This window comes from Pantoea sp. B566 (genome assembly GCF_024793925.1).
GTDB lineage: Bacteria > Pseudomonadota > Gammaproteobacteria > Enterobacterales > Enterobacteriaceae > Pantoea > Pantoea ananatis.
Genome location: NZ_JANUQL010000003.1, coordinates 286,068 through 308,690, shown reverse-complemented (window position 1 = coordinate 308,690; position 22,623 = coordinate 286,068). Strand labels below are relative to the sequence as shown.

18 protein-coding genes are annotated in these 22,623 nt (G+C 54.6%); 8 read left to right on the top strand and 10 right to left on the bottom strand.

Translation table 11 applies throughout. The features are described 5' to 3' along the window. Positions 1-100: 100 nt before the first annotated feature. A complete protein-coding gene (locus tag NYE92_RS03175) occupies positions 101-1,390 on the top strand; it encodes a dienelactone hydrolase family protein (RefSeq protein WP_041455899.1) in 1,290 nt (429 codons plus the stop codon). Positions 1,391-1,532: 142 nt separating this feature from the next. Here the strand turns inward: NYE92_RS03175 and NYE92_RS03170 are convergent, their stop codons facing one another. Together NYE92_RS03170 and NYE92_RS03165 are read right to left on the bottom strand one after the other, a co-directional pair. Continuing rightward, positions 1,533-2,027, bottom strand: a complete 495-nt coding sequence (locus tag NYE92_RS03170) for an Rrf2 family transcriptional regulator (protein WP_014605889.1) — start codon at positions 2,025-2,027, stop codon at positions 1,533-1,535. A gap of 187 nt (positions 2,028-2,214) precedes the next feature. Further along, entirely contained in the window at positions 2,215-3,399 is a 1,185-nt protein-coding gene (locus NYE92_RS03165; RefSeq protein ID WP_015700351.1) for an MFS transporter, read from the bottom strand. Between the two features lie 198 nt (positions 3,400-3,597). On the opposite strand from NYE92_RS03165, the gene tus reads away from it, so the two are divergent. Then, entirely contained in the window at positions 3,598-4,527 is a 930-nt protein-coding gene (gene tus, locus NYE92_RS03160; RefSeq protein ID WP_072136731.1) for a DNA replication terminus site-binding protein, read from the top strand. A gap of 33 nt (positions 4,528-4,560) precedes the next feature. Here the strand turns inward: tus and fumC are convergent, their stop codons facing one another. Further along, positions 4,561-5,958, bottom strand: a complete 1,398-nt coding sequence (gene fumC / locus NYE92_RS03155; protein WP_259018508.1) for a class II fumarate hydratase — start codon at positions 5,956-5,958, stop codon at positions 4,561-4,563. Between the two features lie 198 nt (positions 5,959-6,156). Between fumC and manA the strand changes: the two genes are divergently transcribed. The 3 genes from manA (at position 6,157) to add (ending at position 10,174) form a co-directional block, all read left to right on the top strand. Next, positions 6,157-7,332 carry a mannose-6-phosphate isomerase gene (manA, locus tag NYE92_RS03150; protein ID WP_013025709.1) on the top strand — a complete coding sequence of 392 codons (1,176 nt, stop codon included), beginning with the start codon at positions 6,157-6,159 and terminating at the stop codon, positions 7,330-7,332. A 132-nt stretch (positions 7,333-7,464) separates the two neighbouring features. Beyond that, complete coding sequence (locus tag NYE92_RS03145) at positions 7,465-8,964, top strand: YdgA family protein (protein WP_013025708.1); 1,500 nt, start codon at positions 7,465-7,467, stop codon at positions 8,962-8,964. 214 nt (positions 8,965-9,178) lie between these two features. Next, a complete protein-coding gene (gene add / locus NYE92_RS03140; RefSeq protein ID WP_028715104.1) occupies positions 9,179-10,174 on the top strand; it encodes an adenosine deaminase in 996 nt (331 codons plus the stop codon). 43 nt (positions 10,175-10,217) lie between these two features. On the opposite strand, the gene NYE92_RS03135 is transcribed toward add, so the two are convergent. The 5 genes from NYE92_RS03135 to NYE92_RS03115 all read right to left on the bottom strand — a co-directional run bounded on the left by NYE92_RS03135 (position 10,218) and on the right by NYE92_RS03115 (position 15,974). Beyond that, positions 10,218-11,258, bottom strand: a complete 1,041-nt coding sequence (locus NYE92_RS03135; RefSeq protein WP_014593655.1) for an oxidoreductase — start codon at positions 11,256-11,258, stop codon at positions 10,218-10,220. A 78-nt stretch (positions 11,259-11,336) separates the two neighbouring features. Beyond that, positions 11,337-12,254: an arabinose operon transcriptional regulator AraC gene (araC, locus tag NYE92_RS03130; protein ID WP_014593654.1), complete on the bottom strand. Its 918-nt coding sequence runs from the start codon at positions 12,252-12,254 to the stop codon at positions 11,337-11,339. 72 nt (positions 12,255-12,326) lie between these two features. Next, positions 12,327-13,313: an L-arabinose ABC transporter permease AraH gene (gene araH, locus NYE92_RS03125; RefSeq protein WP_013025704.1), complete on the bottom strand. Its 987-nt coding sequence runs from the start codon at positions 13,311-13,313 to the stop codon at positions 12,327-12,329. Between the two features lie 12 nt (positions 13,314-13,325). Beyond that, a complete protein-coding gene (gene araG / locus NYE92_RS03120; protein WP_024471580.1) occupies positions 13,326-14,846 on the bottom strand; it encodes an L-arabinose ABC transporter ATP-binding protein AraG in 1,521 nt (506 codons plus the stop codon). Between the two features lie 144 nt (positions 14,847-14,990). Continuing rightward, entirely contained in the window at positions 14,991-15,974 is a 984-nt protein-coding gene (locus NYE92_RS03115) for an arabinose ABC transporter substrate-binding protein (RefSeq protein ID WP_013025702.1), read from the bottom strand. A 365-nt stretch (positions 15,975-16,339) separates the two neighbouring features. Here NYE92_RS03115 and NYE92_RS03110 point away from each other — a divergent pair, with 365 nt between their 5' ends. Further along, positions 16,340-18,025, top strand: a complete 1,686-nt coding sequence (locus tag NYE92_RS03110) for a ribulokinase (RefSeq protein ID WP_259018507.1) — start codon at positions 16,340-16,342, stop codon at positions 18,023-18,025. 11 nt (positions 18,026-18,036) lie between these two features. Beyond that, positions 18,037-19,527: an L-arabinose isomerase gene (araA, locus tag NYE92_RS03105; RefSeq protein ID WP_014593649.1), complete on the top strand. Its 1,491-nt coding sequence runs from the start codon at positions 18,037-18,039 to the stop codon at positions 19,525-19,527. A gap of 333 nt (positions 19,528-19,860) precedes the next feature. Here the strand turns inward: araA and NYE92_RS03100 are convergent, their stop codons facing one another. Next, positions 19,861-20,598 (bottom strand): hypothetical protein, encoded by a 738-nt coding sequence (locus NYE92_RS03100; RefSeq protein ID WP_014605895.1) that lies wholly within the window; start codon positions 20,596-20,598, stop codon positions 19,861-19,863. Positions 20,599-20,808: 210 nt separating this feature from the next. After that, positions 20,809-21,531, bottom strand: coding sequence for an SDR family NAD(P)-dependent oxidoreductase (locus tag NYE92_RS03095; RefSeq protein ID WP_072136727.1), 723 nt, complete (start codon positions 21,529-21,531; stop codon positions 20,809-20,811). 93 nt (positions 21,532-21,624) lie between these two features. Here NYE92_RS03095 and NYE92_RS03090 point away from each other — a divergent pair, with 93 nt between their 5' ends. After that, a complete protein-coding gene (locus NYE92_RS03090) occupies positions 21,625-22,560 on the top strand; it encodes a LysR family transcriptional regulator (RefSeq protein WP_014605897.1) in 936 nt (311 codons plus the stop codon). Positions 22,561-22,623 lie beyond the last annotated feature (63 nt).

Sequence of the window (22,623 nt, the reverse complement as noted above, 5' to 3'; positions counted from 1 at the left end):
ACAGCGGGCGATTGAACACCGCCTGCTGTCATCCCTCCGGCTTCGTGCTTTCCTACCTGCTTAGCGCACCGCTTTTGCTTTTAAAAATAAAACCCCGTTAATGGGCGAGGCAGAATTTCGCCGTCGCATGCATGACATAGTTATGGCTGATAATGTGACGGACGCGATATCCCGCATGATTGATAATCTGTCGCCCGCTCCTGTGACCTTCAAAAGCAAAAAGCAAAAGGAAATGTTCAGAATGCCGTTTCGTTTTCAGCGCAATATGATGATTCTGTGCCTGTTTGTGATTTCACTTCCTTCAATTAGCTTGCCCCTTTCGCAATACCAGCAATTTGATGGACTGATAAGAGCGCCCCTTACCCTTGAGGTGACGCTGAGCAATGGCCAGTTCGCTGAGCTTGATGCCTTTGTAACCCGACCCAGCGGAACCGGTGCCGCACCGCTGGTCTTGATAACTAACGGGACTGAAGGCTCCCGGGCCTTTGATCGCGGCATCATGAATCCAAACCGTATGTCAGGCACGGCTCTGGCGTTTGCACGCCACGGCTATGCTGCAGTGGTGGTGTTACGCGAAGGCTATGGCCACTCAAGCGGAAACGCAGAATATGCGGGCGGTTCATGTGAGCAGCCGCGCCATCAGCTGGCCGGGCAGCGAGATCGGATGGATCTGCTGGCCGCGCTGGCTGTACTGCAAAGACAGCCCTGGGCATCGCGGGAAAACGCGATTCTGGCTGGCATGTCTTCCGGCGGCTTTGCCGTTCTGGCAACCAGCGCGGCGAATCCGCCTGGCGTTAGCGCGGTCATTAATTTTGACGGCGGCCGGGGCGCGAATAAAGATAAATCGCTTTGTGATGGACCGGGTCTGCTTACCGCATTCGAACGCTACGGTGCAACGGCACGTCTCCCCTCGCTCTGGCTCTACTCTGCCAACGATCAGGATTTCTCGCCTGACATGGGAAGAACGTTTTATGACGCCTATCGACGTCAGGGCGGCAGCGCTGAATTTCGTGAAATGCCCCCCTTTGGTAAGAATGGGCATGTTTTCATGGATAGTGCGCCTGAAGCATTTTGGTGGCAGACGGTTTCCGCGTTTCTACAGGCGCATCATCTGCCTTACCAAGAGGTTGTCTCTCTTCCCGACACCACCTTGCCCGTGCCTGCGGCGTTAAATAAAGCCGGGGCGGAGGCGTTTAAACATTACACCTCGTCCCGTCTGTATGAAAAAGCCTTCGCGATCGGTCCGGAGGGCGCATGGGGAAGCGCCTATTGGGCCAGAACCGGCGACGATGCGGCCAGCATCGCCCTTGAATATTGCAATACCTTTAACCGTGGTGATAAAGGCAGTTGCAGGCTGTATGCCATCGGTGATGCGGTTGTTTTACGCTAAGCCTGCACGCTAAAAAAAATGATGGGCCGGGCAGAAAGGACAGTGCCCTGTAACAGGGGGATAATCATGGTGACGGGCAAAATGTGACGCGCGGCAAAGCGCTGTTTCCTTGAGGGACAATCAACACATAAAAAAAGCCGCATCAGCGGCTTTTTTTGCACTCGCTTTCAGGCTCTGCCACATCCGGTTCCGGTACGGCGGTGCAGTTGCTGGTATCGTGGGTTTTCAGCTCATTTAAGGCATCGGCCACCGTGCGTTTGGCCAGGACCGCGAGTGAGGCCTGCTCGGCTTCTTCTGCGATAGATTTAAAATACCAGCACAGGTTGGCGCTGACCAGGCAACGCGGCGCGACGTCCGGGCGCGCAGCCCAGAGTTTTTTATCATCAGTGACGGAAACATAAATATCACGCAGGGTGATGTCTGCCGCCGGTCGGCCAAGATGAATGGAGCCGGTGCGTCCCAGCGTAGACACAATAATGCCGTCACGCGTTAATGGCACCATCAACTTGCGGATAAAACTCGGGTTTGCTTCAAGCCCGTAAGCGAGAATCGCGCTGGTAGAGCGTTTTCCCATTTGCTCCGCCATCGCCACGCTCAGAACCATTTGCAAAGCTGTCGGGAAGCGATAATCAAGCATCTTTGTATCCTGAATTGCGGTGCGTTTTTGTTGTTGTATTGCCGCATGAGTGAACAATGAATCAGCTGTAAATATAACAAAGGCGGTGGGTTTTTAGAAGCAAGAGGCCCGCGACAAGGCACATATTCACCACACTGAAGCCGTCAACAGCACAAGGTGCTTACCGCCATTCTGCTTGCCGATTCGCTTAAGGCGCTGCGTTGACCGGTGCGGGAAGCCGTTTTTTTAACGCCACCACCATCAGCAGGTTCAGCACGGCGAGCGTGCAAAGCAGCCATAAGGTGGCGTCTGCGCCCAGGGTGGCAAACACATAGCCAAACACCAGCGGCGTTATTGCCTGGCCCATTAGCGCCGGACGCGCCATTCTGCCTGCGAGCACGGCATAGGCTTCCGGTTTGACCATCACCAATGGCAACGTGCCCCGCACAATCGCACGCAGGCCGTTGCCTGCACCGTAAAGGATCATGCTGAACAACGCCGTTTGAGGAAACAGCGCCAGCAGCACCAGGCCCAACGCGACGAATCCAACAGAAAAAAACGTGGTCCAGATGGGATGACTCCCTTTGAAAACCATATCGATAATCCGCGAAGCCACCTGGCACGGCCCCAGTATGGCGCTGATCGCCAGCGCCGAGGCCAGGCTGTAACCGCTCGCTTCCAGCAGGGTAATAAGCTGCACGGAGATGGCCGTCATGATGACCGATGCCAGGGTGAAAATGGCACACAGCAGGCGAAACAGTACCACAGGCAAATCGGCCTCAGCGGCAGGCGGGCTTTGACGTTTAACCGCTACGGGCAGACTGCTCTGCGGCAGTGCAAAGAGATAAACGGGCAGAACGCAAACCAGTAACAGTCCGGCGATGGCAAAACAGGCGCCGCGCCAGTCAAGCCAGTGGATCAGCAGTGCCGTTCCCGGCCAGACCAGGCTGGTGCAGAAACCGGAAATAAGCGTTATGCCGGTTATCGCGCTGCGCGCATGTCCGCCATAGCGAGTGCCCAGGGTGGCAAAGAGCGCATCGTACAGCCCCATCGCCATGCCCACGCCAATGATGACCCAGGCCAATAAAAACACAGGTAAATGATGGCTGAACCCCATGAGGATCAACCCTGCCGCCATCACAAAGCCATTTAACGCCAGCATCAAACGCCCGCCGGTCCGGGCAATCATGTGCCCACAGCGCGGAGCCAGTAGCCCGGAAACCAGAATGCCTAACGAGAGCCCACCATAAACCCACTGTTGCGACCAACCGGTCTCCGCCACGATGGGCGCGGCCATCACCGCCATCAGATAAAAGGATCCGCCCCAGGAGAGGATCTGAACCAGCCCCATAAGGACAATGCTGAATGAACCGGGCTTTTTGATTACGTCCATGTCGGGAATCCGTTAGCGAGCGAAGCGTTTTTATAACATGTTAATGCAATGGAAAAAACGGGGGCCACTTTTTCCTGCCTGCGCCGAATGGCGGCACGGTTTTAACAACATGACCAATAGTATGTTGTAACTACAGTTGCTATTGCAGCGCCTTGCGACTTCTGCCACATTGAGCATGTTGTAACTATGGAGAACAGAATGGCGCGCTACGATTTAGTGACTGACATGCAGCAATGCGTAAAAGATCTTGAGCAGGCGTTAGGTGCCTTGCGGCAGCAGATTGAGTCGCTACCGCTATTGATTGCCCGGGTCTTTCGTTTACCGCCCGTCGAAAAAGGTCATGAGCACGATCCTGTGACGCAACTTGCCGTTGAGCAGCTGCTTGGCATTCAGGCGCGAGACATGGCCATGAATCACTACTGCCGGCTGTTTATGCAACATCAGTCGGAAAAGCTCAGTACTAAAGCCGCCGTGCGCTTGCCAGGTGCGCTTTGTATTGCGTGCAGCGAACAGGAAGAAACGGAGCTCACTGAGCGCATCGCGGGAATCAATCACCTTAAAGCCCGGCTGGAGCACCTGATTACGGTGGAGTCCGGCCTGCCCTCTGAAGCCCGCTTTGAGTTTGTCCATCAGCATTTACGAGGGCTAATCACCCTGAATGCCTACCGGACCATCACCGCGATCCCGGCACCGGAAAGTGTACGTTTTGGCTGGGCCAATAAGCAGGTGATTAAAAACGTGAAACGGGAAGAGATCGTTGCCCAACTGGAAAAAAGCCTGAAAGCGGGCCGCGCCCAGGCGCCCTGGACACGAGAACAGTGGGCAGAAAAGGTTCAACAGGAGCTGGCAGATGTCCGCGCCCTGCCCGCCTCAGCACGTCTCAAGATTAAACGCCCGGTGAAAGTGCAGCCTATTGCGCGCATCTGGCGCGCAGAAGAGAAAAAGCAAACCCAGCTGGCCTGCCCGTCACCGATTCTGGTGCTGTGCCGCGACCGCAGCCAGGTGCCGCAGTTGGGTGAGCTGCTGAATTATGATGCCGACAATATTACGCATCGTTATAAGCCAGCCGCCGAACCGCTGTCTTTGCTGATCCCCCGGCTGCACTTATGGGTTGATTGTCTGGTGTGATATCAGGGCCGTGAAGGCCCTGACGTGCCTGACTCACTGCTTCATGCTGCCAACCATCTCTTCCGGGCGAACCCAGGCATCAAACTCGTCTTCAGTCAGATAACCCAGTTTCAGCGCCGAGGCTTTGAGCGTTAAGCCTTGCTTGTGAGCCTGCTTGGCAATTTCCGCCGCTTTGTCATAACCAATGTGGGTATTTAACGCGGTAACCAGCATGAGCGATTCGTTGAGTAACTGTTCAATTCGCTCACGCACCGGCTCGATACCGGTCGCGCAGTGGTGGTTAAAGCTGTCCATGCCGTCGGCCAGTAAACGAACCGATTGCAGGAAGTTATGAATAATCATCGGACGATAAACGTTCAGCTCGAAGTTGCCTGACGCACCGCCCATGTTAATCGCTACATCATTTCCCATCACCTGGCAGCACAACATTGTCAGGGCTTCACACTGGGTTGGATTCACTTTGCCCGGCATAATGGAGCTGCCCGGTTCATTTTCCGGAATAGCGATTTCACCGATACCACAACGTGGGCCCGATGACAGCCAGCGCACGTCGTTGGCAATCTTCATCAACGACGCCGCCAGCCCTTTAAGTGCGCCGTGCGCATGCACCAGCGCATCGCAGGTTGCCAGCGCTTCAAATTTGTTGGGCGCGGTCACGAAGGGTTGTCCGGTCAGGTCGGCCAGTGCTTTAGCCACGCGAACGGCATATTCAGGATGCGTATTCAACCCGGTTCCTACCGCCGTTCCACCCAGCGCCAGTTCTCCAAGGTGCGGAATGCTCAGTTCGATGTGCCTGAGGTTATGCTCAAGCATGGCAACCCAGCCCGAGATTTCCTGTCCCAGTGTTAACGGCGTGGCGTCCTGGAGATGGGTGCGGCCAATTTTAACGATGTCTTTAAACGCCTCAGATTTGGCGCTCAGCGTTTGTTTAAGCACGTTCAGCTGTGGGATCAGATGTTCACGCACCGCAATGACGGCCGCCACGTGCATGGCGGTGGGAAACACATCATTCGAACTCTGGCTCTTGTTAACATCGTCGTTAGGATGCACGAGGCGCGACATACCGCGCTCTCCGCCGAGCAGCTCACTGGCCCGGTTAGCCAACACTTCATTCATGTTCATGTTGGTCTGGGTACCTGAACCGGTCTGCCAGATTGCCAGGGGGAATTCGTCACTGTGCTTGTCCGCTAACACCTCATCGGCAGCGTTCACGATCGCTTCCGCCCGCTCGGCCGGTAATAAGCCCAGATCCCGGTTAACGCTCGCGGCGGCGCGCTTGGTCATTGCCAGCGCATGAACCAGCGCGACAGGCATTTTTTCTGTCGAGATGCGGAAGTGCTCCAGTGAGCGCTGTGTCTGAGCGCCCCAAAGTTTCTCAGCCGGTACATCAATTGGCCCCATTGAATCTTTTTCAACGCGATTGGCTGCCATGATTCTCTCCTTAGCACAGTTTTAGATAAGACTTAGCGTCATCGGTTGTCGATTAGCCCCTGTCTGACGCGGTTAAACTTACACAATTTTTTAACATCCTCCGAGCTTAGCATCCTTCTTGCGCGGGATATGTATTTTCAATGGCGGTTTCTGGTTTAATAAGCGCAGTCTTTTTCCGCCAGTAAGGCAATTAAAAAAATGAAAAAAATGATTAACTCCCTGCAAAATTATGCATGGGGCAGTAAAACCGCTTTAACCTCGCTGTATGGCATAGCCAATCCAAAGCAGTTACCGATGGCTGAATTGTGGATGGGTGCGCACCCTAAAAGCCCATCGACTGTGGAAGAACATGGCAAGCCCCGTTCGTTACGTGATGTGATTGCGGCCAATCCGCAGCAGATGCTGGGCGATGCCGTTGCTAAGCGCTTTGGTGAGCTGCCTTTTTTGTTTAAAGTGCTGTGTGCCGATCAGCCGCTGTCCATTCAGGTGCATCCCAGCAAACGCGCCGCCGAAGAGGGGTTTGCGCGTGAAAATGCCGCGTCAGTCCCTCTCAATTCCGCAGAACGCAATTATAAAGACGCTAACCACAAGCCCGAACTGGTCTATGCGCTGACGCCCTTCAAAGCCATCAACGGTTTTCGCGAACTGAACGAAATGGTTTCGCTGCTGGAGCCGGTTGCCGAGGCACATCCGCAGATCGCCCAGTTCCTGCGCCAGCCCACGTTGGCGAATCTTGCCCAGCTGTTTTCCACCCTGCTTTCCCTTGAGGATGATGAAAAAACGCAGGCGTTGCGCGTACTGATGACCGCCGCACAGCAGCATCATGGCGAGCCATGGCAGACTATCAACGACATTGCGGAAGTGTATCCGCAAGACAGTGGCCTGTTTTCACCGCTGCTGCTTAACGTGATCACGCTGCAACCCGGCGAAGCCATGTTCCTGTTTGCCGAAACCCCGCACGCCTACCTGCACGGCGTCGCGCTGGAAGTCATGGCCAACTCTGATAACGTGTTACGCGCGGGCCTGACGCCGAAATATATCGATATCCCAGAATTGATGGCCAACCTTGCATTTAAAGAAAAGCCGGCCAGTCAACTGCTCACGCAACCCGAGCAGCACGAAAACAGCCTGCATTTCCCCGTACCCGTGGAGGATTTTTCGTTCTCTATTCATGCGCTTACTGATGAGCCGCTTTCTGTCCATCAGGACAGCGCTGCGTTGCTGTTTTGCGTTGAAGGCGAGGCGACGCTCGTCTGTGGTCAGCAGCAGCTGGTGCTCAAACCTGGCGAATCCTGTTTCGTGGCAGCCAGCGATCCGTCTCTGACCATTGCAGGTCACGGCCGTGTTGCACGCGTGTTTAATGAGTTAAGCTGAGACGGCTGACGTCACCGCGCTTAACTGCTATTATTTCAATCTATTAGCTAAAAATGCCTGTGGGCGCTTTTTCATCCGCCGTTTGGCGCGGTCTGTCAGGCGGGTGAAATCAAGGATAAGGACGATTCAGCAATGAAAAAGACTCAAGTTGCCGTTGGTGTGGTAGTTGCTCTGGGCGTAGTCTGGACAGGTGCGGCATGGTTTACCGGCAAAAAGCTGGAAAGCAATATGGATCAGATGATCCAGAACGCCAATGCCCAGTTAACGGCGATGGCCCCGAACAGTCGTCTTAAAGTGAGCTATCAGGATTATCAACGCGGCATTTTCAGCAGTAAAATGAATGTGGTTATCCAGGCGAGCTCGCAGACGGAAGACAACCCGCTGCTAAAACCCGGCCAGAGCATCATTCTGAATGAACAGATCGATCACGGTCCTTTCCCGTTTGCCCAGCTGAAAAAATTCAACCTCATTCCCAGCATGGCCTCTGTTCACACCACGCTGGCAAACACCGATGCGGTAAAAAAACTGTTTGAGCTGACCAACAACCAGTCGTTTATCAATGCTGAAACCCGCGTGGGATACAGTGGAAGCACCGATACCGCGGTAAATATTCTGCCCATCGATTATCAAAATGCACAAACGGCGCAGCGCGCGGCCACCAGCGGCGGCACGGTGAATATCAGCGCAGATAACAAAGGCGATAAAGTTTCGCTGGACAGCGACATCGACAGTATTGCGATCACCAGCAAAAACCAGGTCGATCAGCCGGTCATGTTTACGTTAAACGGACTGAAGCTTAAAGCCGATACGCACCTGACCAGCGAAGGCGTTCGCATTGGCGATCAGTCAATCAGCGTGGATAAACTGGCTGCCGCCGTTAACGGACAGGACGCGGTGATCCTGAATAAGATGGTCGGTGATTCTGCTTTTGATAATAAAGCGGGCAAAATCAGTGGCGACATCAACTATAAAATTGATGGCGTGGAAGTACAGAAACAAAATCTGGGCCAGTTCGCATTAAAAATGAAGCTGTCTCAGTTCGATGCGCAAAGCGTAAAAACCTTCTCTGACAACTACAACGCACAGCTGACCACGCTGATGAATCAGCCGGGCGTGGAAGATGATCCGGTTCGTTTCCAGAACGGTGTTCGTGCCATTCTGCTGAATAATCTGCCTACCCTGTTAAAAGGTGCGCCTACCGTTAGCGTTGCACCGCTGAGCTGGAAGAACGATAAAGGCGAAAGCACCTTTAATCTTAACGTTAATTTTAACGATCCGTCGACGGTAACGGGCGAGCCGCAGACGCTGGCCGCATCGGTTGATCGCGTGCTGAAAACGCTGGATTTAAAACTCTCTGTGAATATGCCAATGGCAACCGAAACCATGCGCCATATTGGCCTGGCTGAGGGCTATCAGGCGGACGACGCGCAGAAGCTGGCGGATCAGCAGGTCAAAGGCCTGGCAGCGATGGGACAGATGTTCCGTCTGACGCAAACCCAGGACAACAATATCGTTACCAGCCTGCAGTATGCTAACGGCCAGGTAAATATGAACGGCGACAAAATGACGCTGGAACAGTTTATGTCGCGTTACATGCTGGGCGTGCCAACCAACGAAGGCATGCCAGAATAAGCGTTATCTTCTGGAATCAGGCGGCCTTTGGCCGCCTTTTTTATGCCAATGCCTGGCGGGTGTGCCGCTGCTGGTAAATTCATTCAGTGCCCATCACGCAACTTTGCGCAATTTATCAGCACCTGACTCACTTGTTGCGCAAATTGCTGGCGTTGTTGCGCAAGATATTTTTATAATGCTCTGCACTTTACAGATACCCGGACGAGTGCACTCCATGATTGATTCAAAACTTCCGCTTACCGACATTCATCGCCACCTTGATGGCAACATCCGTGCACAAACCATTCTTGATTTAGGCCGCCAGTTTAACCTGTCCTTGCCCGCCACTACGCTTGAAGCCCTGCGCCCGCATGTGCAGGTAACGGAAACACAGCCGGATCTGGTGAGCTTTCTGCAAAAGCTGGACTGGGGCGTAAAAGTGCTGGGCGATCTTGACGCCTGCCAGCGCGTGGCGCGGGAGAACGTGGAAGATGCCGCCAGAGCAGGCATTCATTACACCGAGCTGCGTTTCTCGCCGGGCTACATGGCGATGACCCATAATCTGCCGATTGCAGGCGTGGTCGAGGCGGTCATTGATGGCATAAAAGCCGGATGCCAGCAGCATGATATCGACGTGCGTTTAACCGGCATCATGAGCCGTACGTTTGGCGAACAGGCCTGTCTGGATGAGCTCAACGGTTTACTGGCCTTCCGCGACCATATCACCGCCGTCGACTTAGCCGGTGACGAGCTGGGTGCGCCGGGGAGTCAATTCCTCAGCCACTTTGCCCGCGCGCGTGATGCCGGTTTTCGCATTACGGTTCATGCTGGTGAAGCAGCAGGCCCGGAAAGCATCTGGCAAGCCATTCGCGAATTAGGCGCTGAACGTATCGGTCACGGCGTGAAAGCAATTGAAGATCGCGCGCTGATGGATTACCTGGCGGAGCACGCGATCGGCATCGAATCCTGCCTGACCTCCAATATTCAAACCAGTACCGTGTCCTCGCTGGCCCAGCACCCGCTGAAAGTCTTCCTGGAGCACGGCGTTCTGGCTACGATTAACACCGACGATCCTGCGGTACAAGGCATTGAGCTGGCCCATGAATACCTGCATGCCGCCCCGGCGGCAGGGTTAAGCCAGGCACAGATGCGACAGGCCCAGGAAAATGGCCTGACGATTGCCTTCCTGAATGAGGCGGAAAAAGCGGCCATTCGGGCGAAGGTGCAGTAAACAACAAGGCCGCTGATTCAGCGGCCTTTTTTTTGCGTATTGACTATTTTAAAGACAACGTCTGGCGTTTTTCTGCCGACTGTAGCCCTCGCTCAATCAGCTCCATCACCTGAATTGCCTCTTCAGCAGTGACCGGGTTCGCGCCTCGTCCGTTAATAGCATCACGGATCCCCGCATAGTAGGCCGGATAGTTGCCGGGCTGTGTCAGGCAGGTTTTCTCGGTCATGCTATCACCCTCAACCTGCGTTAGCGTGCCATCGCGCATGTCGTAGCCCCACTCTTCGCTCGGCGGAAAATCACCGGCTTTGAGACGATCTTCCTGCGGGTCCAGACCGTATTTCACGTAGCTACCTCGCGTACCGTGAACCGTATAGCGCGGTGACTCTGCCGCCGCTAACATGCTGGCATGGAGTACCACGCGTCGCTGCGGATAGGTTAACGTGGCGTGGAAGTAGTCGGTCGTTTGTGCGCCGGGACGCAGTTCAGCTAAATCCACATTGATCGCCACCGGTGGTCCAAACAGCTGCAGCGCCTGGTCCAACAGATGCGGGCCTAAATCGAACCAGATGCCGCTGCCCGGCCCTTTCATTTCACGCCAGCGTTGGCGAACCTCCAGCCGGAAGCGGTCAAAGTGCGATTCAAAATAGCGCACCTCCCCCAGCTCGCCCTCGGCAAGTAAGGCTTTTAGCGTCAGGAAATCGCTGTCCCAGCGGCGGTTGTGGAACACAGACAGCAACAACCCTTTGGCTTTGGCTAGCGCATCCAGCTCGCGCGCCTGTGACAACGTCACGGTAAAGGGCTTATCAACGACCACGTGCTTGCCCGCATTCAGTGCCGCTTTGGCCAGGGGAAAATGCGTATCGTTGGGGGTGGGGATGACAATCAGTTGTAGGGTGGGATCGTCCAACAGCGCCTGAGGATCGGCCACCACCTTTATGGAGGGCCAGTCGGCATTGACTTTGCTGGCATCGCTGCTGGAAATGGCTGCCAGCTCAACATCCGGCGTTCCCGCAATCAGCGGGGCATGAAATGTTTTACTGGCAAAGCCATATCCAATGAGTCCAACTCGCAGTTTCTCGCTCATTCCTTTTCCTCTCTATTCGCTAACCAGACTGATTTAAGACTAATAGTCTCGTCAGGACAAGGAGGATTCCCCTTAAAATCAGGAGACTGTGCTGCGGGCGACCGTCCAGGCGTGCTGACTGGCTAAATTATCGTGCACGTCCTGATTACGTCGACGAAAATCACTGGGGCTGACGCCCACACGTTTACGGAAGACGCGCGAGAAATAAAGCTGATCGTCATAGCCCACTTCGCGACCAATGCTGGCAATCGGCTCCTGCGTGGTCTGCAGCAGCAACTTGGCCCGTATCACCCGCTGATCTTCACGCCAGCGAAGCAAATTCACGCCCATCTGCTCACGGAACAGGTGCGCCAGCCGCGAAGGCGATAAGCAGACGTGGCGAGCCACTTCTTCAATTTTCACCTCGCTGGCGAGATGATTGTTCACATACTGGCAGGCTTCGATGATGCGCGGATCGCGAATTTGCTGGTGATTCCGCGGATCTTCCTCCACCGCACGCAGCAACAGGCGCTCCAGCAAATTCATCGCCAGTTCTTCGGCAAAGCGGCGTGAGGAGTTATGGGTTTGTTCAATGGTGGCAAACAGGCGATCGAATTCGCCACGCAGGGATTCGGGCAACCGCAGGCGCCCTACACCTTCCTGCTCATCCTGCCAGCGCAGCCAGTCATGCCAGTAAGCGCGCGGCCGGAAATAGACCCAGCGGTGAAACCACTGCGGGCTGTCGGGGGCACGACCGTAATAGTGGGCGGTTTTCGGCTGAAACAGCAGCATTTCACCGGGTTCACAATCAAAGGCTTTTTCGCCATCGAATACCCGGCCTTTGCCTTTGATGGTCAGGTTAAGAATATAGCCCTTCATGCCGTGCGGGCGATCGATAAAGAAATCCAGCGGACCATCCGCGGTGATAGGCGTTAACCCCGCCACCAGCCAGGCATTAAACGCGTATCCGGGCAGCAGGGGATTTTGCTGCTCTGCCGGTAATTCACGGTGATACATAATGTCCTCACTTCGTCGTTGAGTGATCACCCGCGGACGCCTTTCGCGTCCGCGGGAAGGTTTCACGCCAAATCAGACTTTATTTTTTTGTTTGTAGCGGTCAAATATCACCGCGGCTAACAGTATCAAACCACGCACAACATACTGTGAGAATGGCGAGATATTTAACAAATTCATCGCATTCTCGACGGTGCCAAGAATAAGCACGCCCGCCACCACGTAGGAAATTTTACCGATTCCGCCCTTAAGGGATACGCCGCCCAGGACGCAGGCAGAAATGACCACCAGCTCATAACCGATGGAGGTCATCGGCTGTCCGCTGGTCATACGGGACGCCAGAATGATGCCCGCCGCGGCGGAAACCAGACCTGAAAGGATAAAAATAATGATACGAGTCCGCACTACCGGTACGCCTGCCAGTCGCGCGGCTTCTTCATTGCCGCCGATAGCCAGCGTGTTGCGTCCAAACGTGGTTTTATTCAGCAGGAAGGCAAAAATCACCATGGTGGCCAGGGTGATCCAGATGGGGGCAGGCACGCCCAGCCAGTTGGCGAAGCCCAGCACAAAGAAGCGCTCGTCTTCGATGCCGACCGCTTTGCCATCGGAGAAAATGTAGGCCAGACCACGCACGATCTGCATTGTCGCCAGGGTCGTAATCAGGGCGTTAATCTTCAGTCGTGCAATCACGAAACCGTTGATAAAGCCGGTCGCCATTCCAAGCAGCAGCCCGGCCCCCACGCCAATCCACAGGCTTTCGGTCATGTTAATGACCACCGCCGTTACTACGCCTGCACAGGCGATAACGGAGGCAACCGAGAGATCGAAATCGCCGGATGCCAGACAGAACAGCATGCCGCAGGCGACCATGCCGGACATCGACATGGCCAGCCCCAGGCCTTTCATATTGATAAAGGAGCCGAAGTTGGGCACAAACACAGCACAGGCAATAAACAGCAGTGCAAAGACCACCAGCATGCCGAAATTGTCCCAGATGCGACCAAAATGCAGACCACGGCGTGGCGCTGCTGGCGGCGTATTAGATGTCGTGGATGAAGTCACGGTACTCTCCTGTCAGGCCACGGCGGCCGCTTGTGTCGTTTTAGGCATAGCCAGGCTCAGCGTCTGCTGCTCCGTAGCCTCGTCATGCAGTATTTCTCCGGCGATAGCCCCTTCACGCATGACCACAATGCGGTCAGCAAGGCCCATCACTTCCGGAAGATCGCTGGAAGCAAACAGCACCGCAATGCCCTTGTTTGCCAGCGCATAAATCAGGTTATAAATTTCGTGCTTGGCCCCAACGTCAATGCCGCGCGTGGGCTCATCCAGCAGGATCACTTTCATCTCCTCTGACAACCAGCGCCCCAGAATGGCTTTTTGCTGGTTGCCGCCAGAGAGGTTCATGATCAGCTGATCGGCACTCGGTGTTTTGATGTTGAGCGAACGAATATGACGGTCAGCGTTCGTGGCTTCCCAGCCGTTTTTAATCAGGCATCCGGCGGTCAGGTTATGGCGACGGGCGCTGATGTTGATATTGTCGCGGACCGAATGTACCGGAATGATGCCTTCGGCTTTGCGATCTTCCGGGCAGAGCATCACGCCAGCACGGATAGCATCGATTGGGGCACTGAGCTTCAGCGGTTTGCCATCCAGCAGCACCTGACCGCCACGCAGTCGCGTTGCGCCAAACAGCCCTTTCAGCAGCTCGCTGCGCCCTGCGCCAACGAGGCCAAATAAGCCGACAATTTCGCCCGCGTGCACATTGAGCGAAATCGGCGTTCTGACGCCCTTCGCTTCCACATTTTGCAGTTCGAGCCGCACGGCGCCTTTTTCACGCGGCGAATACCCATAAATGTCGCCCAGATTACGCCCGACCATCGCCTGAACCAGATCGTCGTGATGCGTGTTGGCCATGTCGGTAAAGGTTCGAACATAGCGGCCATCTTTAAAAACGGTGATGGCGTCGCTGAGGGCAAAGATCTCTTCCATACGATGCGAAACGTAGAGCACCACGCGCCCTTCTGCCCGCAGCTGACGGATAACCCGGAACAGGTTATCGATTTCCCGTGCAGACAGTGAACTGGTGGGCTCATCAAACGCGATGATGCGCGCATTGCGCGCCAGCGCTTTGGCAATTTCCACCATCTGCCATTGCCCCAGAGACAGGTATTTCAGCGGCATGTCGGGATCAACGTCCATGCCTAAGTTTTTCAGTTGCAGTCCGGCTTCGTAACGCAGCAGTTTTCGGTTGACCAGCCCGCGCTTGTGCGGCAACTGACCGAGATAAATATTTTCTGCCACGCTCATTTCGGGGACTAAATGCAGTTCCTGGTAGATAATCGCCACGCCCGCGTCCAGCGCGTCAGTGGTGTGCTGAAAATTAACCGGCTTTCCTTTGATACGAATTTCACCGCCGCTCGGCAGATAGCTACCACTGAGGATTTTAAGCAGTGTCGATTTACCGGCACCGTTTTCTCCCATCAGCGCATGCACCTGACCACCGTGGCACTCAAAAGAGATGTCCTGTAACGCTTTGACGCCGGGAAAGGTTTTACTGATGCCATGAAACGACAGAAAGGCTGAATCAGTGTTCATGGTTTCTCCAAAAAATGGCGTTGATGATTCGGGCCACCGGCAGTTAAGGATTTATCCTGTTACCCCATTGGGTAACGCTGTAAAACCCCTGCTTTCTCTGTGGCCCGATAATGACTTTACCTGTGCTGCCTCAGCAGCCTGTTGTTACATCAACCCTTTCTTCGCCAGCTCGGCTTTAAAGTTGTCGCGGGTGATTAACACCACGTCGGTGACTTCAGTGAATTTCGGCGGTTCCTGACCTTTGCTCACCCAGTTGTAGAGCATCTGGCTGCTCTTATAACCGTGGATATCCGGGCTTGGCAGCAGAGATCCATAGAAGCCGGTTGCGTTGGCCTTCGACAGTTCACTCACCGCATCCACACCGTTAATACCGATACCGATGACGTCAGCGGCTTTAAAGCCCTGTCCTTCGGTTGCGCGCACGCCGCCCAGCACGGTGTTGTCGTTCATGCCGACAATCAACCAGTGTTTCACTTCCGGGTGCTGAACCAGCAGAGAGTTACCCGCATCGAATGCACCAGGGATATCATTGGACTTGGTAGGCACCTGGTAGATCTGTTTTTCCGGGAATCCTGCGGCTTTTAGCGCATCCATCGAACCCCCGGTACGACGACGGGCGGTATCCAGCTCGTTCGCCGTAATCGCCATCACCGCCGTGTCTTTTGCGTCCCAGCCGCGTTTTTGCATTTCTTTATAGAGTTCCTGACCCTGACGCTCACCTATCTTGGTCGCCGCCATCATCACTAACGGCACGCTATCCATGGGTTTGCCTTTGGCGTTGACGAACTGGTCATCCACCGCAATCACTTTCAGTCCGTAGCCCCGTGCTTTTGCCATAATGGCCGAGCCCAGCTTGGGATCCGGTGTACAGATAACAAAACCTTTCGCGCCGCTTGCCGCAAGGCTGTCTATCGCATTGAGGGTTTTTTCACCGTCCGGAACGGCAATTTTGATGACCTCGAAGCCCAGATCTTTTCCGGCCTTATCGGCAAATTTCCATTCCGTCTGGAACCACGGCTCCTCGGGTTGCTTGACCAGAAAACCCAGCTTCATGGTCTCGGCGATAGCTGATTGTGACATAACCGCTGCCAGCCCAATGGCTGCCAACGCTTTAGTGAATTTATGCATGATGCTCTCCGGCGCTAGTTGTTTTATCGCTGTTAAAAACGAATTGGTGTAAACGCTACCAGTTAACTTTCTTTTAGGGGTACAGAAGTAAATCAGGACGTTAGCGCGAGCCGCGATGGTAGCCTGCTTAAACGTTGGCCTATTTTTAGCGGGAATGGAGAAGAAAAATGTAGAGCGGTATCACATCTTAAAATCACGACAGAATGATCCATATATTCAGCGAATTTAACCGTCTCTTAACTTTTGCAATGGATCACAATTTCACTGCTGATGGCAGAAAAGTGCATATTCTCAGCCAGCCGTGACTAACCGTTATTTCTTACACATCACAGGATAAGGAGGTTTATTCATAACAGGAGATTCAAATGCGTACTGAAGCCATCACCCTGGGACTGGACTTTGGTAGTGATTCGGTGCGTGCGCTGGCGGTGGATTGTCACTCTGGTCAGGAGCTGCAAAGTGCCGTGGCAAACTATGCACGCTGGCAGCAAGGCCTTTACAGCGATCCTCACAGCAACCGCTTCCGTCACCATCCACAAGACTATATTGATGCCATGGAGCAGGCGATGCTCGAGGTGTTAAATGCGTTGAGTGAAGAACAACGCGCTGCCGTCGTCGGTATCGGCGTTGACAGTACCGGCTCCACACCCGCGCCTGTTGACCGTGACGGCAAGGTTCTGGCGCTGCGGCCTGAATTTGCTGAAAACCCGAACGCGATGTTTGTGCTGTGGAAAGATCATACGGCAATTGAAGAAGCCGAAGAGATCAATCAGCTGTGCCGTAGCGGCCGCTTTACCGACTACAGCCGTTACATTGGCGGCATTTACTCTTCTGAATGGTTTTGGGCAAAAATCCTTCACGTGACGCGTCACGATGCAGCGGTGCGCGAGGCCGCAGTCTCCTGGGTTGAACTGTGCGACTGGGTACCGGCATTGCTCAGCGATACCGTTGCCCCAGAAAAACTGCGCCGTGGACGCTGCGCCGCCGGTCATAAAGCACTGTGGCACGGCGACTGGAACGGCTTGCCGGATGTGGAATTTCTGAATGCGCTCGATCCCCATCTTACTCAGCAGCTTGACTCCCCGCTGTTTAAAGACACCTGGACCGCGGATTTGCCGGTGGGCACGTTGAGTCCCGAGTGGTCACAGCGCCTGGGCTTATCCCAGCAGGTGACGATTTCAGGCGGTGCCTTTGACTGTCATATGGGTGCAGTGGGCGCAGGCGCACGGCCCTACACGCTGGTGAAAGTGATTGGCACCTCCACCTGCGACATTTTGATTGCGGATACTGAGAAGGTGGCCGACCGCGCGATCAAAGGCATTTGCGGACAGGTCGATGGCAGCGTGGTGCCGGGCGCCATGGGTCTGGAAGCCGGACAGTCGGCGTTTGGCGATATTTATGCCTGGTTCAGTCGCCTGCTCGGCTGGCCGTTACAGCAGGCGGCGCAGCACCATCCTGAACTGAAACCGCAACTGGCAGAGATGCAAAAGTCGCTGATCAAAAACCTGACTGACGCCTGGGCCGCCAATCCGCAATTGGATCATCTGCCGGTGGTGCTGGACTGGTTCAATGGCCGCCGTACACCGAACGCCAATCAGCGCCTTAAAGGTGTGATCACCGATCTTAATCTCGGCACCGATGCGCCTGCCCTGTTTGGCGGCCTGATTGCGGCGACCGCATTTGGCGCCCGCGCCATCATGGAGTGCTTCGAGCAGCAGGATATTCCGGTTGAGAACATTTTGACCCTGGGCGGCATTGCCCGTAAGTCTCCCGCCATTATGCAGGCCTGCTGCGACGTGATGAATCGCCCGCTGGATATCGTCTCTTCAGATGAATGCTGCGCCCTGGGCGCAGCCATCTTCGCCGCCGTGGCCGCCGGTGTTCACCGCGACGTCGAGCAGGCACAGAACGTGATGGCCAGCCCGATTGACGTCACGCTGCAGCCCGATCCGCAGCGCGTCGCGCGCTATCAGGAACTTTATCAACGCTATCAACAATGGTGCGTGACGGCAGAACCTCATTATGCCGCACGTTCCGCTTCCGCTAAGTAAAGGAGTGGTTTATGCAACAGTTCAACGTGTGGTTTGTCATTGGTACACAGCACCTCTACGGAGCGGAAACGTTACGTCAGGTTGAGCAGAATGCCCGTCAGGTGGTGGAAGGTCTGAATCAGGCGGGGCTGCCTGTGCGCCTGGCACTCAAACCGCTGGTGAAATCGCCAGATGAAGCGCTGTCGCTGTGCCGTGACGCCAGTCACGATCAAAACTGTGTGGGCATCATTACCTGGCTTCATACTTTTTCGCCGGCCAAAATGTGGATCGGCGGTTTAAACGTATTAACGAAACCGTTATTGCAGTTTCATACCCAGTTCAATGCCGAAATTCCGTGGGACAGCATGGACATGGACTTCATGAACCTGAACCAGACCGCTCACGGCGGTCGTGAGTTTGGCTTTATCGGCGCACGTATGGGCCTGCAGCACAGCGTGGTGACCGGCCACTGGCAGGATAAACACAGCCAACAGCGCGTGGCCAACTGGATGCGCGCCGCGCTGGCCAAACAGGCCAGTCAGCACCTGAAAGTGGCCCGTTTCGGCGATAACATGCGTGAAGTGGCCGTAACGGAAGGCGATAAGGTCGCGGCACAAATCAAATTTGGCTATGCCGTCAATGGCTGGGGCGTGGGCGATTTGGTCGAAGTGATTAACGGCGTCAGCGATGGCGATGTTAATGCACTGGTCGATGAGTATGAGAGCCAGTACCGCTTCACCGATGTGGCCGCCGTCGGCGGTGAAAAGCGGCAAAACGTTCTGGATGCCGCGCGCATTGAGCTGGGCCTGAAGCGTTTTCTGGACGATGAAGGCTGTATGGCATTTACCACCAACTTCCAGACGCTGCATGGCATGACCCAGCTACCCGGCCTGGCGGTACAGCGCCTGATGGGCCAGGGCTATGGTTTTGCAGGCGAAGGGGACTGGAAAACGGCCGCCCTGCTGCGCATTTTCAAAGTGCTGGCGGGCGATCGTCCCGGCGGAACCTCCTTTATGGAGGATTACACTTACCACTTCTCACCGGGCAACGATTTAGTACTGGGTTCACATATGCTGGAGGTGTGCCCGTCCATCGCGCTGGAAGAGAAGCCGCTGATTGACGTTCAGTTCCTGGGCATTGGCAACAAAGCCGATCCAGCACGACTGATCTTCTCAACTCCGGCAGGCCGTGCCATCAACGCCAGCGTGATCGATATGGGTGACCGCTTCCGCCTGCTGGTGAACGTAGTGGACGCCATTGAGCAGCCCAAACCTCTGCCAAAACTGCCCGTGGCCCGTGCGCTGTGGAAAGCTCAGCCATCGCTGGCAACGGCCTCTGAAGCCTGGATCCTGGCGGGCGGCGCGCACCATACCGTGTTCAGTCAGGCACTGAGCCTGGATGATATGTATCTGTACGGTGAGATGCACGGCATTGAGGTGCTGGTGATTGACGAACATACCCAGTTGCCTGCGTTTAAGGATGCCCTGCGCTGGAACGATGCGTACTACCATATGAAGCGTTAAGATTGCTGAGACGTTGCGAACGGGTCAGATTGCTGGCCCGTTTTTTTATGGCTTGCCGCCGACCTTATCAACTCAGGCGGTCAACCGTGAATCACCCGAGGTAATACAATCGGATCAGTACGCCTTGAGTCACGGCTTTGCTTCTTCTTTTTTATCTGTTTCGTTATGAGGTTCTGCGTCAATTCGAGCCTGTTTCTGTGCAGTCAGTAGGCTGATGCAAAAGGGTTATCTGGCAGCAGAAATTAACATACGGGCTAGACGTTCTTTGTACAAAGGGCACAGGCCTGGATCACTCATTGCCTGCCACGTAACAGCGGCAGGCAGGCCTGGCATTTATTTTTTCAATAAACGTGGCAGTTGATTATCAAGCTCAAGAACACAGGCATCCATCAGCTTTTGCGTTTCCTGGGTCACTTTAGCGTAATTGTTGGCCTTCCAGTCACTGAGCGGTGCTGTCGCCGGTTTCGGTGCACACTCTGATACCACATAGGCGCTGAGAATATTGCCGCCTTCCGGACGTTTATAGAACAGCACGCGGTAGGTTAAATCGTAGTTGCTGTTATTGGCCGACATATCGCTATAAACCAGTGACCATTGCGCCGCGGCAATGAACAGCGGCTGTGTATAAGCATATCCGTTGCCATTTTTATCGAGCCAGCTTTTTATTTTCACTACGGCTTTTGGGGTAAAATAGTGCGCCGTAGGTTCGGGCAGCGCATCAACAGAGGTGCCTTTATAACTGTTTTTGTCAAAGGAGCCGGTGCTGATTCCCCCACCTAACACTGCCGTTAGCACAGACATGCCCACACCCGCACCCGTACTCACCGGTGTGACTTCGCGCAGTTTTACGTCTGAGTAATGATTGTTATTCATATCCACTGGCGCATAAATCGTCTCAACAGTCAGCGTGCTGCCGTTATCGGCCTTAACGACCTGAGCATTATTTTTACCTGCGCATCCCACCAGAAAGACTAATGACAACGTACCCGTTATTAATAACTTGCTCATATTTATCGCATTCCCTTTACGTAAAAAGCCCTTGTTTCCGATTGTCTCTTTAAGGATTTCCAACCGGATTCCAGCTTCTATAACGGGTAAAAGGGAAAAAGCTTTAGGATTTTTTCATTAATTTTTGATGAATACTCATGGCTTAGTGTCGGTTAAGCATGATGGTACGCGGGAACCTTCAGGCAGCTGACGGGCACCTGTGGTTCAGCAGTGCCCACGGATGCCCTCACAGAAGAGGCCTGAATATCACCCTTTCCATCACTGAATGGCGGTTTACCACGTCACCGGCTTGCCAAAGCGATCCAGATACTCCAGCCCCGGTCGGCCCCGCTTGTGCTCGATGACGTTCACGATATCAGGCAGGGTTTCCTCAAGGCTAAAGGCCCCCTCTTCACCGCCCAGAGCCGTGCGGATCCAGCCCGGTGCCAGCAGTAATAAAGCCCGGTCCGGATGAGAGCGCGCCTGCCGTGCCGCATAGCTTCGCATATATTGATTCAGCGCGGCTTTAGAGCCGCGATACACTTCTCTTCCCCCTTTCACATTATCCCCCACGCTACCTTGACCGGATGACATGACGCCAATCAGTCCGTTGGCTCTGACCCGATCCTGACAGGTTTCAACAACCCGCATTGGCGAAAGCGCATTCGTTACCATGACGTGAATAAAATCTTCGGTACTGACCTCTCCAATCGTCTCACTCTGGTTGGGATTCGCCGTTCCGGCATTCACAAAAAGCGCGTCATAGCAACGATGCTGCAACCGCGAATTAAGCTGAGAAATTTGATCGGTATCGTTGATGTCCAGTTGTTCAATGGTAAGTGCATGCGGATAACGTGCAGACAAATCCTGCATAGCCTCGGGATGGCTGTTACGCACCGTTGCCGTCACTTCCCAGCCGCGGCTGAGCAGCTCACTGGTCATGGCCAACCCTATACCTCGTGAGGCACCTATTAATAACATTTTGGGCTTGTCGGCCTGAGATGAATAAAGCGTCATAGACGTTACTCCTGCTGGTTGCGGAAATAACGACTTTAATGCGCAAAGAACAGTTGAGCCAGACGCACAGGATGCAATAATAGATTGCGTCTGATGCAAGGGTCTGACTTTATGCCTGATATTGATCTGAATTTACTCACTGCGCTGGATGCTTTGCTGACAGAGTGCAGCGTGACACGCGCAGCGAAGCGGTTGGGGCTCAGTACCTCCGCCATGAGCCGCACGCTAGGCCGCTTACGCCTGGCGACCGGCGATCCGCTTCTGGTTCAGGCCGGGCATAATATGGTTCCAACGCCCTATGCCACTGAACTGGCCACGCGCGTCCATGAGACGACTATGGACGCGTTCGCCCTGCTGCGCCCCGCAGATAAACGCCTCGATCTTTCTACAACCGCGCGCAGCATCGTCATACGGGCGAATGAAGGATTTATCGATTTAACCGCCGCCGCGCTGCTTAACGAGCTTCGCCAGACCGCGCCCAGGCTACGACTCATTTTCGTCAATAAATCAGATAAAGCGCCGCAGGCGTTGCGTGAAGGCAAGATTGATCTTGAAATTGGTGTGCTGGGTACGGATGCGCCGGAACTCAAAACCAGGCTGCTATTCAGCGACCACTTTGTGGGCATCTGCCGACGCGATCATCCGCTGCTGGATAACCCAGGCGTGACGGCAGAGCGCTATGCCAGCTTTTCGCATATCGTCATGTCCAGAAATAATGCCCGCTCTGGGCCTGTTGACGCCGCGCTTGATGCGCTTCAACTGCGCCGGGACATTCTGATGTCCGTTCCGACTTACAGCAGCGCCATCAATATTGTTTGCCAGACAGACCTCATTGGGCTGGTACCCTCATCCGCGCTGGTCGGGCCCAACCGGCGCGCCGACCTGGTGCATTTCGATCTGCCTGTGGCTACACCGGTGATAAAGGTGCTGGCTATCTGGCATCCAAGACTGCACGCGGACCCGGTGCACCGCTGGCTTCGTGATACGATCGTCGCCGTTTGCCGCCGGGAACAGGGTAAAACCAAATGAATAGCGCGATGTGATACCGGGTCGACACAGAGACTCGCGATCTTGCAAGCCGGTATCAGACTT